This is a genomic window from Paenibacillus sp. TAB_01, from assembly GCF_043945595.1.
In the GTDB taxonomy this organism is placed as follows: domain Bacteria; phylum Bacillota; class Bacilli; order Paenibacillales; family NBRC-103111; genus Paenibacillus_S.
Map to the genome: position 1 here is coordinate 4,676,037 of NZ_JBIFNP010000001.1, position 14,262 is coordinate 4,690,298.

General features: G+C 51.9%; 17 protein-coding genes and 1 pseudogene. All 18 read right to left on the reverse strand.

Translation table 11 applies throughout. The features are described 5' to 3' along the window. Positions 1-5 precede the first annotated feature (5 nt). A complete protein-coding gene (locus tag ACHHV8_RS22675) occupies positions 6-611 on the reverse strand; it encodes a sulfatase/phosphatase domain-containing protein (protein WP_395161727.1) in 606 nt (201 codons plus the stop codon). A gap of 1 nt (position 612) precedes the next feature. Continuing rightward, positions 613-852: a hypothetical protein gene (locus ACHHV8_RS22680; RefSeq protein WP_395161728.1), complete on the reverse strand. Its 240-nt coding sequence runs from the start codon at positions 850-852 to the stop codon at positions 613-615. Further along, positions 842-1,342 (reverse strand): sulfatase-like hydrolase/transferase, encoded by a 501-nt coding sequence (locus ACHHV8_RS22685; RefSeq protein ID WP_395161729.1) that lies wholly within the window; start codon positions 1,340-1,342, stop codon positions 842-844. The genes ACHHV8_RS22680 and ACHHV8_RS22685 overlap by 11 nt, the downstream gene beginning before the upstream one ends. A gap of 32 nt (positions 1,343-1,374) precedes the next feature. Then, positions 1,375-2,223 carry a type 2 periplasmic-binding domain-containing protein gene (locus ACHHV8_RS22690; protein WP_395161730.1) on the reverse strand — a complete coding sequence of 283 codons (849 nt, stop codon included), beginning with the start codon at positions 2,221-2,223 and terminating at the stop codon, positions 1,375-1,377. 79 nt (positions 2,224-2,302) lie between these two features. Next, a complete protein-coding gene (locus tag ACHHV8_RS22695) occupies positions 2,303-2,884 on the reverse strand; it encodes an extracellular solute-binding protein (protein ID WP_395161731.1) in 582 nt (193 codons plus the stop codon). Between the two features lie 24 nt (positions 2,885-2,908). Continuing rightward, positions 2,909-3,784 carry a carbohydrate ABC transporter permease gene (locus tag ACHHV8_RS22700; protein WP_395161732.1) on the reverse strand — a complete coding sequence of 292 codons (876 nt, stop codon included), beginning with the start codon at positions 3,782-3,784 and terminating at the stop codon, positions 2,909-2,911. Next, on the reverse strand, positions 3,784-4,680 hold the full coding sequence (locus ACHHV8_RS22705; RefSeq protein WP_395161733.1) for an ABC transporter permease: 897 nt from the start codon (positions 4,678-4,680) through the stop codon (positions 3,784-3,786). The genes ACHHV8_RS22700 and ACHHV8_RS22705 overlap by 1 nt, the downstream gene beginning before the upstream one ends. Before the next feature lie 27 nt (positions 4,681-4,707). Continuing rightward, positions 4,708-7,065 (reverse strand): helix-turn-helix domain-containing protein, encoded by a 2,358-nt coding sequence (locus tag ACHHV8_RS22710; protein ID WP_395161734.1) that lies wholly within the window; start codon positions 7,063-7,065, stop codon positions 4,708-4,710. A gap of 238 nt (positions 7,066-7,303) precedes the next feature. Beyond that, the gene (locus ACHHV8_RS22715; RefSeq protein ID WP_395161735.1) at positions 7,304-8,455 is read right to left on the reverse strand and encodes a sulfite reductase subunit alpha; all 1,152 of its coding nucleotides are present in this window, start codon (positions 8,453-8,455) and stop codon (positions 7,304-7,306) included. A gap of 304 nt (positions 8,456-8,759) precedes the next feature. Then, the gene (locus tag ACHHV8_RS22720; RefSeq protein WP_395163595.1) at positions 8,760-9,173 is read right to left on the reverse strand and encodes an SRPBCC family protein; all 414 of its coding nucleotides are present in this window, start codon (positions 9,171-9,173) and stop codon (positions 8,760-8,762) included. Positions 9,174-9,203: 30 nt separating this feature from the next. Then, positions 9,204-9,633: pseudogene (locus ACHHV8_RS22725) on the reverse strand (SRPBCC family protein); the annotation flags it as partial. A gap of 24 nt (positions 9,634-9,657) precedes the next feature. Continuing rightward, positions 9,658-10,137, reverse strand: a complete 480-nt coding sequence (locus ACHHV8_RS22730; protein WP_395161736.1) for a MerR family transcriptional regulator — start codon at positions 10,135-10,137, stop codon at positions 9,658-9,660. Positions 10,138-10,241: 104 nt separating this feature from the next. Beyond that, positions 10,242-10,430, reverse strand: coding sequence for a hypothetical protein (locus tag ACHHV8_RS22735; RefSeq protein WP_395161737.1), 189 nt, complete (start codon positions 10,428-10,430; stop codon positions 10,242-10,244). Between the two features lie 134 nt (positions 10,431-10,564). After that, positions 10,565-11,857: a glycoside hydrolase family 125 protein gene (locus ACHHV8_RS22740; protein WP_395161738.1), complete on the reverse strand. Its 1,293-nt coding sequence runs from the start codon at positions 11,855-11,857 to the stop codon at positions 10,565-10,567. A gap of 55 nt (positions 11,858-11,912) precedes the next feature. Further along, positions 11,913-12,056: a hypothetical protein gene (locus tag ACHHV8_RS22745; protein WP_395161739.1), complete on the reverse strand. Its 144-nt coding sequence runs from the start codon at positions 12,054-12,056 to the stop codon at positions 11,913-11,915. A 16-nt stretch (positions 12,057-12,072) separates the two neighbouring features. Then, positions 12,073-13,383: a sulfatase family protein gene (locus ACHHV8_RS22750; RefSeq protein ID WP_395161740.1), complete on the reverse strand. Its 1,311-nt coding sequence runs from the start codon at positions 13,381-13,383 to the stop codon at positions 12,073-12,075. Positions 13,384-13,398: 15 nt separating this feature from the next. Continuing rightward, positions 13,399-13,803 (reverse strand): carbohydrate ABC transporter permease, encoded by a 405-nt coding sequence (locus ACHHV8_RS22755; protein ID WP_395161741.1) that lies wholly within the window; start codon positions 13,801-13,803, stop codon positions 13,399-13,401. Beyond that, positions 13,748-14,260 carry an ABC transporter permease family protein gene (locus ACHHV8_RS22760; protein WP_395161742.1) on the reverse strand — a complete coding sequence of 171 codons (513 nt, stop codon included), beginning with the start codon at positions 14,258-14,260 and terminating at the stop codon, positions 13,748-13,750. The genes ACHHV8_RS22755 and ACHHV8_RS22760 overlap by 56 nt, the downstream gene beginning before the upstream one ends. Positions 14,261-14,262: the final 2 nt, after the last annotated feature.

Below are 14,262 nucleotides of genomic sequence, written 5' to 3' on the forward strand. Positions count from 1 at the left end.
TGACATCACCCTCCAAATCCAAGCTCGCTCCGCCGGCGGTGGAAATACTCCAGCGCTCCGGCATATCGCAGGTCGTCGATAACATTGCGCAGCTCGCCGGGATCGCTGTCTAAGTCGAAGAGTACCTCCGGCATGCTTTCTCCGTAATACTGATATTTCAAGTGATTCTTCTTGATCATCAGATTCGTCCCGCCGAACTGCGACACCGTTTCATTGTCCCAATCCGTCCCCCCGGCGTTTTTCAACAATGGAACCAGGCTGCGGCTGTCGAGACCTTCCGGCGTTTCGATGCCTGTCAGCTCGCATAGCGTAGCGAACAGATCGCACAGATTCACATTCTCCTCCACCGTCCTGCCTCCGCCAAAGCCCTCAGGATAACGGATAATAAGCGGAACGCGCGCGCTGCCTTCATAAAACTTTTGCTTCTCCCAGATGCCATGCTCTCCGAGCATTTCCCCATGATCCGTGGTGTAAATAATGATCCAGTCATCGAGATTTTGCCCGGCATGCTCCAGCGCACGGATGACTCTGCCGTACTGCTCGTCAATCGTCTCGACCATGCCATAGTACACGGCCGTGGCGCGCCGCAGCTCCCGCTCCGATACATCCACCTCAGGCCGGGCACTGCCGCTGCCCAAGGAAAGGATGACCGGAGGCCTCCTGATTGAGGTATGGCGTAACCCGGTTCAGGTAGTAAGTAAATTTGTCTTCCGAAGTGAAGTACGGGTAATGCGGCTGCAGCAGGCTCACCTTCAACAGCAGCGGGTGCGTCTGCTCCCTGTCGTAATAGGGGCTGCTGAAGTAATTTTCAATGAAATGGAGCGCCCCTTCGACCGCATATTCATCGTGCACGACGCAGGGCCCCCGGCCTACCCCGGCGCGGGCGATTTCCTTGGCGTCCGTCCACTTCACTCCTGCGAGCGGTCTCCGGCTTGCAGCCGCTTCTTTGCCGATATAACGGGGAGATACCTGCATATCCCCGCTGATTCGAGTCGTCCAGCCCTGCATCTGGTCCAGTTCCGGTCAGATGCAGCTTGCCGCTGACGGCCGTCTCGTAACCGAACTCGGCCAGTCTTCGGGGGTACGTCATGTAGCCCGGCGCCAAATCCTCGCCGAACCGTTCGCAGCCGCAGCTTCTCGGGAATTGTCCCGACAGGATCGCCTGCCGGCCCGGAACGCAGATCGGGGACGGCGTATATGCGTTGCGAAAAACGACGCCGGTACGCGCCAGCTCGTCAAGCACCGGCGTGCGAATGACGGTATTCCCCTCGTAACCGGTCACATCGGCCCTGTGTTCATCGCTCATCAGAAATAAAATGTTCGGCTGCTTACGTTGATTCATCCTCTTCACCGTATCCCTTTCCCGTATCCATTTTACTTGGCAGTCTTCTTGTAGGCTTCATTCGTCTCTGTAATTATTTTCTGATAATCGGCGTTCGTTTTCAAGCCCGCAATAAAATCATCCCAAGCCGTTATCGGTTCACGGCCCATAATCACCTTGGTTTTCATATCTTGAATCTTCTTGTCAAATTCCTTGCCGACTTTAATAGCCGTTTCGGAGATCACGCCGACCGCCGGGTTCGGTACGGCATATTTGGTACGCTCATCGATTATTTTACGGTTGCGGTTCATGAAATCGGCGGGAATTCCGCTTTGATAGCCTCTTTGGTATTTATCGAGATTGGCGAACAGCCCTCCGTAAGCGGCGACCTTGTCTTTAATCGCCTGTTCGTTCGTCGTCTTCAAGCCGTCCTTCTCGGTGTAATGAACTTCCTTCAAGCCGTAATTGGCCAATACGGAGCCTTCCTCTGTTGCGCCGTAATCCATAAATTTAAGAATCTTCTTTACCTTGTCCTCCGGTACGGATTTCGGAATGACATACATCCCGTAGGCTCCGGAATCCTTGGGAACATATTTCCCCTCGGGCCCTTCCAAATAAGTAAGCGGCAGCAGATCCGCCTTCGGCGTCGTTTTGCGCAGCTGCCCGGTCAAAAGCCACGATGGATTCATCGCATCGGAGAACGAGCCGGCTTTATTCGTCGTAATCATCTCGCGAACCTGGGAATTTTTGAGCGTCGGGAAGTCCGGGCTGATAATCCCCTCGGTAAAAGCTTTATTCAGCCACAGCAGCGCGTCCCGTGTTCCTTTATCGAAAGTGACGTCAATCAGTTGCCCATCCTTAAGCTTCCATTTCCCCTGCGTATTGTTAAATACATTCTCCACCCACGCGTATTGTCCGGGATTATCCGCCCCTGCGTAGCCGGCGAAGCCGATGGTATCCTTCTTCCCGTTCCCGTCCGGGTCACTGCTCGGTGAACGCCTTGAATACCTGATAAATGTCGTCCATCGTCTCCGGCTGCTTCAGCCCCAGCTGGTCCAGCCAGTCTTTGCGGATCAACGGGAAATTGCCGCCGCCGATTAACGCTCTCAAGCGGGGCACGCCGTAGCTTTTGCCGTCAATGCTCGTGTTCTTCCAGGAATCCGCCTGCAGCGCCTGCAGGTTCGGGTAATCCTTGACAAACGGCGTAATATCCCAGAACGCTCCCTGCCGGGCCAGCATCATCACCTGGGGGTCGTACGCGTCGTTCACCATCATTAATTCCGGAATATCCCCGGAAGCCAGGGTCACGTTCTGTTTCTCAACGAAATTGTTCGAGGAGACCCAGGAAATGTTGAGCTTGGTGTTCGTCCGTTTCTCGATCTCCTGCTTCACCGGATTATCGTCGGCAGGCGGCTCCGTCAAGGTAAGCTCCATCATGATATTAATAGGCGTCGGCCCCGTATCTTTGGCGGCTGCCTCCTCTTTCCCCGGCTGCGCGCAGCCGGCAATAGCTCCAGCTGTCAGCAGGACGGGCAAGAGTTTGGCAAAAGTAGTCGTTTTCATCGTTTTCTTCCTCTCTCTTCGCGGTTATTCTTTGACGGAGCCGATCATGGCCCCTTTGGCAAAATGCTTTTGCAAAAATGGATAAACTAAAATAATCGGCACGGTCGCGACGACCACCGCAGCCATTTTGATCGTTTCCGGCGGAATATGCATCTCCGCGCTCACCTCTGCGGGCCCTGCGCCGGTGGACGTGGTGGATTCAATCAGCATATTTTGCAGAATGACCTGCATCGGCCATTTATTGTGGTCATTAATGTACAGGATGGCATGGAAAAAGGTGTTCCAATAAGCCACGGCAAAAAACAGTCCGAACGCCGCCATCGCCGGCAGGGACAGCGGAATAATGACCCGCAGCCAGACGCCCATATCGTTGCAGCCGTCGATCGCAGCCGCTTCTTCCAGCTCCGATGGAATGCTGTCGAAAAAGCCTTTCATCAGAAGCACGTACCACCCGCTGGACAAGACCGGGATAATCAGCGACCAGACGCTGTTGATCATCCCCAGCTCGCGAACGAGCAAATAATGCGGAATAATGCCGGGCTGAAACAAAGTCGTCAGCAGTACCAGCAGAAGCAGCCATTTGCGCCCCATGAACCTTCTGCGGGACAGCGTATAGGAGAAGCTGGAGGTAATGATCAGGGAAAGAAAGGTACCCATCGTGGCCAGAAAGCCGCTGATGCCGATGCCTTTGACGAAGGTATCTGTCGCAAGAATATACTTATAGGAAAGCAGGCTCCAATGCTCGGGAAACAAGACGAACCCCTTGGACAGGTACTCATCCGGATGGGTGAAGGAAACGGCAAATACGTAATAAAGCGGAAACAGCGTAATCAAGGATACAAGCGTCAGCACTCCTACGTTTACAATGGAAAACATCCGGTCAGACCATGTTGTCATCATCAATAGACTCCTTCATCCCCGAATCGTTTGGCGAGCTTATTGGCCGCTATGACCAGCAGGAGACCCACAACCGACTTGAACAATCCGACAGCCGTGCTGTAGCTGAATTGGCCCTGCTTGACGCCCACCCGAAACACATACGTGTCGAACACATCGGCCACCTCCGAAACGGCGCCATTCATCATCAGATAGACCTGCTCGAAGCCGATATCCATAATGTGACCGACGCGCAGGATGAGCAGAATGATAATGACATTCCGAATGCCCGGCAGTGTAATATGCCACATCTGCCGCATCCGGCTCGCCCCGTCGATCCTGGCCGCTTCGTACTGCTGCGGACTGATTCCGGCTATGGCGGCAAGAAACATGATCGTTCCCCAGCCGGCGTCCTTCCAAATATTTTGCAGCGTAAGCAGCACCCAGAACTTCTTCGGATCCGTCAGAAAATCAATCTTGGCATAGCCCAGCGCAGCCAGCAGCTTATTGATAACCCCTTCGGACTGCGACAAGAGCAGGAAGCTGATCCCGACAATAATGACCCAGGACAAGAAGTGGGGTAAGTATACGATGGACTGGACGATTCTTTTGTACGCTTCGCCTTTCAGCTCGTTCATCAGAAGTGCCAGCAGGATCGGCAGCGGGAAGAAAAAAATGAGGCTCAGCACATTCATCGCCATCGTGTTGCGGAACAGCTTCCAAAAATCCGGATTGGCGAAAAAACGGTCAAAATGCTCGAACCCCACCCAACTGCTATGCATGACCCCTTGATAAGGAGAGTAGTTTTGAAATGAAATGATGACTCCCCACATCGGCACATATTTAAACAGAAGGAAATACAAGATGCCGGGCAGCGCCAGCAGGTACAAATATTTATCTTTACGCAGCATGCGAATCATGTTGGACTTACACTCCCTTGCATCGAATTAGGCCTCCTTGCATTTATCCCTGTACTGGCTTGGCGTCAATCCCTCATGGCGTTTGAAGATCCGGTTGAAATAAGTCGGCTGGTAACCGACCAGATGGGCGATATCGTTAATTTTGTAACTCGTGTTCGCCAGCAGCCGCTTCGATTCGTCCAGCCGAATCGCCGTCAAATAGTCAACGAAGGTCGTGCCTGTCGCCTTCTTGAACCATTTGCTCAGCGTCAGCGCATGGATGCCAAGCAATTCGGCGCACATCTCCAGCGAAATTTCCGTGTCATACTTCTCATGGATGAGCGCAATAATTTGCTCTACGGCCACCTTCAGCTTCTTGCTTTGCAATTGGGACGCCTCATTAATTTCACGGATATAGGGCCGGATGACGCGCTCTTTGAACCAGTCCATGACCTCATGCGGCTCCTTCATTCGCATCAGCTCGCCGTACAGCTCTGCAGTGGATTCCTGGAACGGCGGGGAGAAGCCCGCTTTCAGAAACGCGAATTGAAGGTTCCCGAACAGCTGCAGCATCCCCTGCTGGAACAAAAACTGCTTCCCCGCATGCCGTGCAAGCTCCTCGCAAAAGCTTTCCAGCAGCCCGCTGGCCTTGGACTCATTCGCAGCGCGAACCGCATCGATCAGCTCCGATTCCAGCGTAAACGGATAACGGATCGGAACGCTTTCCTGGCGCGTATAATGATCGGCATCCAAGATTTGATTCATTTCGTGTATGTCCCGGAACTTCAGCACGCCTGCGGCTTCCTCCAGCACCTGCGGCAGCTGCGCAACGCTCGGTGTCACCCGCCCTAAGGATACCGTCACTTCCAGATGAAAGCCGGAGCTGAGCGAAAGGCTTACTTCATCTGCCAGCCGGTACAGCTGCTCCTTGATCTGCTTAACGGTGTCCGTATCCGGGAACATAAGCAGCACGCCCGCGGTTCCTCCCTGCAGCTTCATCATTTCCGAACGGTCATGCCGCTCCTTCACAAGCTGCGTAACCGTATGGAACACGGCGGAAGCCATAATTTCATGGCTGTCCTGGGATGGCAGCGCCTTGGCTTTGTCGAAGCCGAGCCATTGAATCACAAGAACCGTAAACAACGTATTCCGCACCGTCCAGCCCAGCTGCTCCATTCGGTTCAACAGCGCTTCTTCATCCGATGTGTGAAGCCGGTTATGCATCAATTGAAGAAGATAGCCCTCCCTCAAGTAAGGAAGCTGCTCCCGAAGCTGATCGTCCAGCAGGCTGCTTTGCTCTGTGAGAAGCCTCCACTGATTCGTAATAAACTCAATCTCATCCACCGATTCCATAGGGGTATCGGGATGTCTTGGACTGCGGAACGTATGCGTCAATGTGCGGATGGGCCTGTACAGCCGGTTGGAAGCGATCATCGAGACGCCGATGCCGGTGACGAGGACAATCAAGCTGAAGCCGTAAATAATGCGCGAGGCCAGCGTAACCGGCTCCGATAAGCGCGACAGCGACGTCCCCGTGACATAAACCCATGAGCTGCCCAGCCTGCTCATTCGGCTGTAGGATACGGAATACATCTCATGTCCCCAGGCATGAACGAACGTATCCGTGACCGGTCCGCTGGCGGGCACAGACTGGCGCCATTCCTCCTCCAGCACGGAAGGCACCGTTCGGCCTTCGGCTGTAACGATCCACTCCCCTTGATTTTGTATAAGAAAAGAACCGTTCTGGCCGTCCGCCTCTGACTCGCCTATCATTTGGGCCATGCGCGCTTTGTTCAAATAGACGATGAGCGCGGCAAAGGGGTGGCCGGAGCCCACGGGCAGCTTATATACGAGCGCAGGCATGCCTTCTTCTCCTTCTTTGGCCCCTATCGTACGGAAGGAGGGCAGCCAATAGGCTGTGCGCGGCTGCTCCAGCAGAGCATGGAACCGTTCGTTGGCCTCTTGCAAGCGGACCGCATTCACTCCGCTCTCCCCCGAATAGATCGTTTGCGATTCATTAAGGTACAAATCTACCTGATCGATGAGCGGATTGGAGTCCTTCAGAGCAAGCAGAGAATTGAATATATCGCGAATATATTCGTAGTCGTAGGATGCCTCGAGCGTCCGCAGCTTGATGCCATACTCGGGATTGGACGCATATTGGATGACGGACTTCTCCAAATGGGATAAATAATCGTCGATGCGCTTCGCCGATAATTCGACTTCATTTTGCCGTGACGCGACCACCGTTCTTTCAATTTGACGAGTTCCAATTAAATCTGCACCAAAACCTATAGTAATAGTCGGAATACAAGCAATAAAAAGAACCCAGACGAGACTTGTACGGTAGAATCGCCCGTTTGGCCATAACGACTTTATTTTATTTATTCGAGCAAACCATTTCATGTACGGATAGGCCTTCCTTCCATTAAACCAATTCAGCTGAATATCTAAACCATACATGATATCCGGCATTCTAGCAATAACACTTTTCTCCGAGCTGTTTACTCAGGTATAATACTTTTCTCCACCTTATCTTTTTCCTAATTTCTTCGTTTCGCCCAAAAAAAGAGTGACTTTATCACCGCTTCTTGCGGCATAAAGTCACTCTCCGAAGCAGATTCCTGCTTCAATTCAATACAGTTTAGTACACATCGCGCTGGTAGCGCCCTTGCTCCTGCATTGCGCTCAAATACGCTTCGGCCGCTTCGCGGGTCATCGCGCCTTCGGTTTCGATAATGCTGATCAGCGTATTGTGAACGTCTTTGGCCATATACTGCTTATCTCCGCAAATGTAGAAGTAAGCTCCGCCTTCAAGCCATCCGAACAATTCCTTGCTGTTTTCAAGCATTTTATGCTGAACATACACCTTTTGTACCGTATCGCGGGAAAAGGCAGCATCTAATCGAGTCAATGCCCCATCCTGCCTATATTGTTCCAGTTCGCTTTGATACAGGAAATCCGTTGCGGAGCGCTGGTCTCCGAAGAATAACCATGCTCTGCCGGGCGCTTTGCTCACCGCGCGCTCCTGAATAAAGGAACGGAAAGGCGCAATGCCTGTGCCCGGGCCGACCATAATAATATCTTTGTCCGGGGACTCCGGCAAATTAAAATGTTTATTCGGCTGGAAGAAGATCGGAAGCGTATCGCCTACTTGAAGACGCTCAGCGCACAGCACGGAGCAGACCCCTTTGCGTTCGCGTCCATGAGCCGTGTAGCGCACAGCGCCGATCGTTAAATGCACTTCCTCCGGATTCGCGGCCAGGCTGCTCGCAATGGAGTAGAGCCGAGGAGGCATTTTTCTCAATAAGGACACGATCTCTTGAGCGGAAGCTTTCCAAGGGCCGAAGTCGCGCAGCAGGTCCAGCAAATCGCGCCCCTCGATATATTCTTTCAATTGAGTCGCATTTTCAGCGGAAACGAGGCTTTTCAACGCTTCGTTGTCCGTCAATTCCGCTGCTTGCTGCAAAATTTTCTTCGTCAACAGCGTAATTTCAAAATGTACAGCCAAGGCTTCCTTCAACGGAAGTGTCTCCCCTTGCTTATTTATCGCAACAGCCAGCTCCGGGTTCCACTTCATTTCCTCAAGAAGGGAAGCCACCAGCTCCGGGTCATTTTCAGGAATGATGCCAAGGAAGTCACCAGGGACATAGGAGAGGTTCGAACCCTCCAGAGAAAACTCGATATGCCGCGTTTCTTTACTCGACCCCGCCCCGTTTAAATTTACATTTTTGAGAACCTTCGCATGAAATGGATTGGTTCTCGAATACGTTGTCGGCACTACAGCAGATTGCATAAATTTCACCTCAAAAAGTTGTTTGTAATAGGATACCACAGGAATAGAAAATCAGGTATATATTTTCATATTCATTTTTTTTATTGAATGCTCCCAAAATGTAATAAGGCTGCCGGTCAATTTCTCGGTAGCCTCGTTTTATTCCTATTCAGAATAATTCCACATTCGTTATTAGCGGGCTGGTAAGCAGAGCTCCATCCCCTATGGTTATTTTTCCCATAAATGTTAGGACGTATTCACGTTCATATCCGTTATCCAAAGAAAAAGCCGTATCCATCCCAGCGGGCTGATACGGCGTAAAAGCTTATTCGGCTATCCGGTTTAGGAGCGATCCCAGCCTGTCCAAATTTTGCTCATTGGCTTCTTCGCACATCGGTTTGAGCTGTTCGTATAACTCTCTGGTTTCGAACGCTTGGCGGAACGTCAGCTCCGTCCCTCCGTCAACCTCCTCGAAAGTCGCGGTCAGCATAAAATGAGGATTGGATTCGTGCCTCAGCACAATGCGATCAGGACCGATTTCATGAAAGACATTCCGATTCGGATAGTCCGTCCCGTCCGGCCCATGCATTGTAAATTCCCAAGTTCCTCCGGGCCTTAGTTCGAAGGCGTGGAACGTATTCGTAAAGCCGTCAGGTCCCCACCACTGGGCAAGCAGCTCCGGCTCTGTCCATGCCCGGTAGACCGTATGGCGAGGGAAGTTGAACCGCCGGCGGGACACCAGCTCGAAGGCATCCGCGTTGGCTTCCCCAAGGGATTTGCCGAGAAGGTTCAGCAGCTCCTTCGTTCCGTGCTCGCGCTGCTCCGGCGTATCGAGGCCGTCGAAGAAAGCTCCCTGCTCCGTGAAAACGAGCTTGGTGCCCTCGCCGTCCGGCGTTAATTCGATCGTTGCGATGGAAACCGACATCCGGGCTTCCCCCATGTCCAGACTGTAGGTGTAAACCAGGCGTTCGTTAGGCACGATTTCCTGGTAGTACGCTTCAAATGTAAAGACCGGCCCGCCTGGAAGAGCCGCCCCGGCCCACCTCCCGCCCGCCGACGCGGAAGTCGAATACCTCGGCAGGCTGGTACCAGCGCGCTTTGGCAGCCTGGTTCGACCAAGCTTTAAATACGCGCTCCGGGGACGTGCGATACATGCGCTCAATTCGAAACGTAGAGTGAGTCGTAAACCGTTGTTTCATTCGTAAAACCCTCCTTAAGAGAAATCATGTCCATTTATCGTTTACCAGATCGCCAAGCAGATCAAAGCGGCGTTCCCAGTTCAACCGGTGTTCCATGATATACTTTTCGTGGCTCTTCTTCATCGTCTCCAGCAGCGAAATAAAGGCGTCAGTGGACAGAGCCTCCTGCTGGTTCATCCGTTCAGCCAGACGCTCGAGCTCCGCCAGAAGCTTCTGCTGGGTCTTTATGTTGCTTCGGACCCGCTCCATCTGAATCGCCACGATGTCAGCGGGGGTATGCGTTCCCCCTTGGAGCACCGTTTGAATTTCTTCAAGCGACAGGCCTAAGTCTTTGAGAGACAAGATCTGCTGCAGCCTTCTGATATCGGATTCGTCATACAGCCGGTGACCGGAATCGGAATGCGCTGAAGGCGAGAATAAACCAATCTGATCGTAGAACCGCAGGGTGCGGACCGTGAGTCCCGTCAGCTTTGCAAGATCCCCCACTTTCCAATGCTGCTGCATAATCCACTCCTTTCTTTGGCGCTAGCTGCTTACCGGTGACTTTAGTATAAAACATGACGTTACGTAAGGTGCAAGCGGGTCTAAAAGAAAATAATGTATGGATTTTACTGAACCCATAGCCCCATTTTCGATTTTATATCTAAAATGACCGCCTTTTGATCGTCAATCGCCTTTTTATAAGTGCTTAGCTGTCTGCAAAACATCTCATACTCTTCCTCCGCTTCTTGTAATGCCGCTTCCGCTTCGATTAATCGGTTCCTTAAAGCTGCTCTTGCCGCTGCTTCCTCATCCATGTCAAATGCTCCTCTGCTATAAACCTCTATTTATTTCCATTGTAGCACTTCCCCAACCGGATTCTAAACAAAAAAAAGACCGGAGACGCGCGGCTCCTGCCGAAGTCGGTCTTCCAGTCTAGTCACATGTAACATTACCGCTCCTTCACGCGAATACCGCACAAATCAAGCACCAGCTCACAAAACATCATGTTCGCCCAGGAAAACCACTTTCTTGTAAATTGGCCCGGGTCATCGCCATCAAAACCTTCATGCATCATGCCCGTACCGGCATTGGTGTTCTCCAGCAAAGTAAGCATATGCTCTTTTTCTTCCGGGTGAACCGCCGTTAACCCCTGCACAGCAAGCGCTATATGCCATATATACCGGTGCGGCGTATGGGGACTCCCTATCCCCTCGGCCGCTTCGCCTTTGAAAAAATACGGATTGTTCTCACTTAATATAAATCGTCTCGTGTTTTGATAGATAGGATCATCCGCAGGGGCATACCCTAAATACGGGATGGAGAGCAGGCTGGGGACATTCGCATCATCCATCAAGTTATACCTTCCGAGCCCATCCGTTTCATAAGCGTATATACGGCCGTATTGGGGGTGCTCCACAATACCGTAGGCTTGGATTCCTTGATCGATGCCGCGGCATAGCTCCTTTGCCTCTTCAGCTAAAGCCTCGTCCTTTAACACCATTTGCGAAATTTCCGCAATGTAACGCAGAACGACCACAGCGAACATATTGGAAGGAATCAAATAACCGTATTGGCATGGATCGTCGCTTGGACGGAACCCGGACCAGGTCATCCCTGTATAAGCCGTCAAGGTACCTTTGCCGTTGCGCGGCAGCTGCTCCCCACCCTTGGCCAACCGTTGAAAGCTGTAAGGGGAGCCGGTCTCATGATGCTGTTCTTGTTTCCACAAGGCGATGATGGCTCGAGCGGCTTGAACAAACGAAGCATTAAATTGAGAGCTCCGTCCGGTGTTCTTCCAGAGCAAATAGCTAAGCTGTATCGGATAGCATAATGAATCGACCTCGTATTTGCGCTCCCAAATCCACGGAGTCATGCTGGTGATATCCGTTTGATGCCCTTTTCCGCTGGGAGAATCGTTAAACGCATTGGCATACGGATCATGGAGAATGAACTGAAACTGCCTTTCTACCAAGCCTTGAATGCAATCGGCAATGTCATTGTCATCCGCTGCGGCGGCCAAATACGGACGCACCTGCGCCGCCGAATCCCGCAGCCACATCGCGGGTATATCTCCGGTTATGACGTAAGTGGTCCCATCCGGCCATCGGCGGATCGTGGTATGAAGCGTATTTTTAATGCAGGTCTCGAACATGCGAACGACATTGGGGCGATGGCCTAGCTTCCGGCCGACCTGATCTATTAAAGCATGAATCGACTGCGGCGTTTCCGTCATTTGAGACATCCCGTGTACCTCCACCTTATATTTCCAGCTTCACCCGACCGATCAGCCGTCCCATTCAGCTGCGGTGCTTAATCATCATTTCTCTCACCCAATTCGCAAATGATACTTTATCCTTCTCCTGCGCCGGGATATGGGACGTCCTCAGCTGCTCGGCAGACTCATACAAGAAAACCGGCGCCGGCGCGTCAAACAGAATCATGTGATAAAGCGCGGCTTTATGGCGGCTGATCTCCTCTTGATACAGTGGGTCGGCGTAAAGATTGTTCCATTCCAGCGGGTCGTTTCTCAAATCGAAAAATAACGATCTCGCTTCTTCCCTGCACATAATCAGCTTGAAATCCTGGGAGCGGGCAGATATATTGATTGCCCCTTGCATTCTCGGCAAAAACATACGGCTGCCCGCCTCCCGAAACGGCAAGATCGCGGCCCGGCATATCCTTCCCCGGGCGTTGGCCGGCCGCTTGAGTTAACGTGACCGCAATGTCGATGCTGCTGCTCAGTTCCGTATGACGTTCTCCCGCCATGCGATTTTCGGGATATTTGACGATAAGCGGAACCTTAACGAGCGGGTCGTACATATAATTCTGCTTTAACAGCAAATGATGAAAGCCTAAATATTCGCCATGGTCGCTGGTGTAAACAATCAGCGTATTGTCATACAGCCCTTTTCTTTGCAGCAGTGAAACGATCTGCCCGATATAATGGTCGATATGTGAAATGGACGCATAATAATAAGCCATACATTGTCTCAGCTGCTGCTCGGTAAGCTGCTCATGCGGGAAGAAGCCCGGATGCATCTGCAGATCGCGCGATATGCACTGCTCCGACCATCCCGGAAGCAGAGAAAGACTGCCTGCATCGTACATTTCACTCCATGGCTTCGGAGGATCGAAAGGATGATGCGGTTTAATGAAGCTCAGAAAGAGCAGGCTGCCTCCCTCTCCCCACGCATCAACAGCCTCAAGTCCCTTTCTGCCGATCCACGCTGTCGAGTGATGCTCCTCCGGGAGATCCGATACCATAGCCCCGCGGCTCTCCCAATAGGGAGCAGGCGCCTGCACCCGATATTCATCCACCTGGTCGAGCAGATCGACGTAATCAATCAGCCCTCTCTCCCGCAGGTAACGGTGATAGTCGTCCTCGTATCTTCCGTCGCCGTTTTGCTCGGCTAATACCATCTGCTCGTATCCAACGTCCTGGTATGTCGGCGTCAGATGCATTTTGCCGATCGCTTGCGTCGAATAACCGACGCGCTGAAGTATTTTTGGGTACGTGTCCAGTCCCGGCTGAACGGTGCAGCGATTGGGCCAGCCCAAGTGCTGATGCGGATATAGTCCGGTCAGGCTGGAATAGCGAGACGGCGTGCAAACCGGCGCATTGCAAAAATGATTGTCGTACGTTACACCGTCCTGCGCCAGCCGGTCGAGGTGCGGCGTTTGAATATCCCGGTTGCCATATGCGCCGAGGCAGTCAAACCGGTGCTGATCCGCCATAATAAACAAAATATTGGGCTGCTTCATTTTCATGGTACACGGCTCCCTCTATCCTTTGATTGAGCCAATTAAGGCCCCTTTAACAAAATACTTTTGCAGGAAAGGATAGATCAGCAGAATCGGAATCGTCGACATCATGACAGTGGCATATTTCAAAGAATCAATCGCCATAATGTAGTCGTCCGATACCGCGCCTTCGCTCCCTGTCAGCTGTCCGGCCAGCACAATCTCACGCAGCATCACTTGCAGCGGGAACAATCCGGCATCCCGTAAATAAATTAAGGGCCCCATGTAGTTGTTCCAAATTTGGACGGAATAAAATAACCCAATAGTGGCAAACACCGGCTTCGATAAGGGAATGACGATTTGAGCAAAAATCCCGATATCGCTGAGACCGTCAAGCTTGCCCGATTCCTCCAGTTCCTTGGGAATATTCGCGAAAAAGGTCCGCATAATGATTAAATTCCACGTGGCGACGGCTCCGGGCAGTACCATGGACACATATCGTGTTAACCAAGCCAAGTTGTTTTACGACCAGAAAGGTAGGTATCATTCCGCCCTGGAAAAATATCGTAATTACGATCAGAATCATGAACGTTTTGGATAGCACCATCGTTTTTTTCGACAGTGCATAAGCCCCCATCGAGGTCAGCAGAAGTGAAATCGCGGTTCCAAGCGTAACGAATATCAGCGTGTTTTTGTAGCCGGTGAAAATACGCCCGTCTTTGACGACATACTCATACATTCCCAGATTAAAACCTTTGGGCCAAAGGAATACATCCCCTCTCAACACGAAAGCCTGGCCGCTAAGCGAAATCACAAGCATGTAATAAAAGGGATACAAGGTCACCAGCACGACGAACAGCATCAGCAAAGCATGCACCAGAGCAAAGTAATTCAGCTTTCTCAAGC

What these genes read in the sequence shown, in the direction of transcription:
- ACHHV8_RS22685 (WP_395161729.1), bottom strand. Translation starts at nt 1,342, where the DNA reads ATGAATCAACGTAAGCAGCCGAACATTTTATTTCTGATGAGCGATGAA.
- ACHHV8_RS22695 (WP_395161731.1), bottom strand. Translation starts at nt 2,884, where the DNA reads ATGAAAACGACTACTTTTGCCAAACTCTTGCCCGTCCTGCTGACAGCT.
- ACHHV8_RS22700 (WP_395161732.1), bottom strand. Translation starts at nt 3,784, where the DNA reads ATGATGACAACATGGTCTGACCGGATGTTTTCCATTGTAAACGTAGGA.
- ACHHV8_RS22705 (WP_395161733.1), bottom strand. Translation starts at nt 4,680, where the DNA reads ATGATTCGCATGCTGCGTAAAGATAAATATTTGTACCTGCTGGCGCTG.
- ACHHV8_RS22710 (WP_395161734.1), bottom strand. Translation starts at nt 7,065, where the DNA reads ATGAAATGGTTTGCTCGAATAAATAAAATAAAGTCGTTATGGCCAAAC.
- ACHHV8_RS22715 (WP_395161735.1), bottom strand. Translation starts at nt 8,455, where the DNA reads ATGCAATCTGCTGTAGTGCCGACAACGTATTCGAGAACCAATCCATTT.
- ACHHV8_RS22730 (WP_395161736.1), bottom strand. Translation starts at nt 10,137, where the DNA reads ATGCAGCAGCATTGGAAAGTGGGGGATCTTGCAAAGCTGACGGGACTC.
- ACHHV8_RS22735 (WP_395161737.1), bottom strand. Translation starts at nt 10,430, where the DNA reads ATGGATGAGGAAGCAGCGGCAAGAGCAGCTTTAAGGAACCGATTAATC.
- ACHHV8_RS22740 (WP_395161738.1), bottom strand. Translation starts at nt 11,857, where the DNA reads ATGTCTCAAATGACGGAAACGCCGCAGTCGATTCATGCTTTAATAGAT.
- ACHHV8_RS22745 (WP_395161739.1), bottom strand. Translation starts at nt 12,056, where the DNA reads ATGATTCTGTTTGACGCGCCGGCGCCGGTTTTCTTGTATGAGTCTGCC.
- ACHHV8_RS22750 (WP_395161740.1), bottom strand. Translation starts at nt 13,383, where the DNA reads ATGAAAATGAAGCAGCCCAATATTTTGTTTATTATGGCGGATCAGCAC.
- ACHHV8_RS22755 (WP_395161741.1), bottom strand. Translation starts at nt 13,803, where the DNA reads ATGCGGACCTTTTTCGCGAATATTCCCAAGGAACTGGAGGAATCGGGC.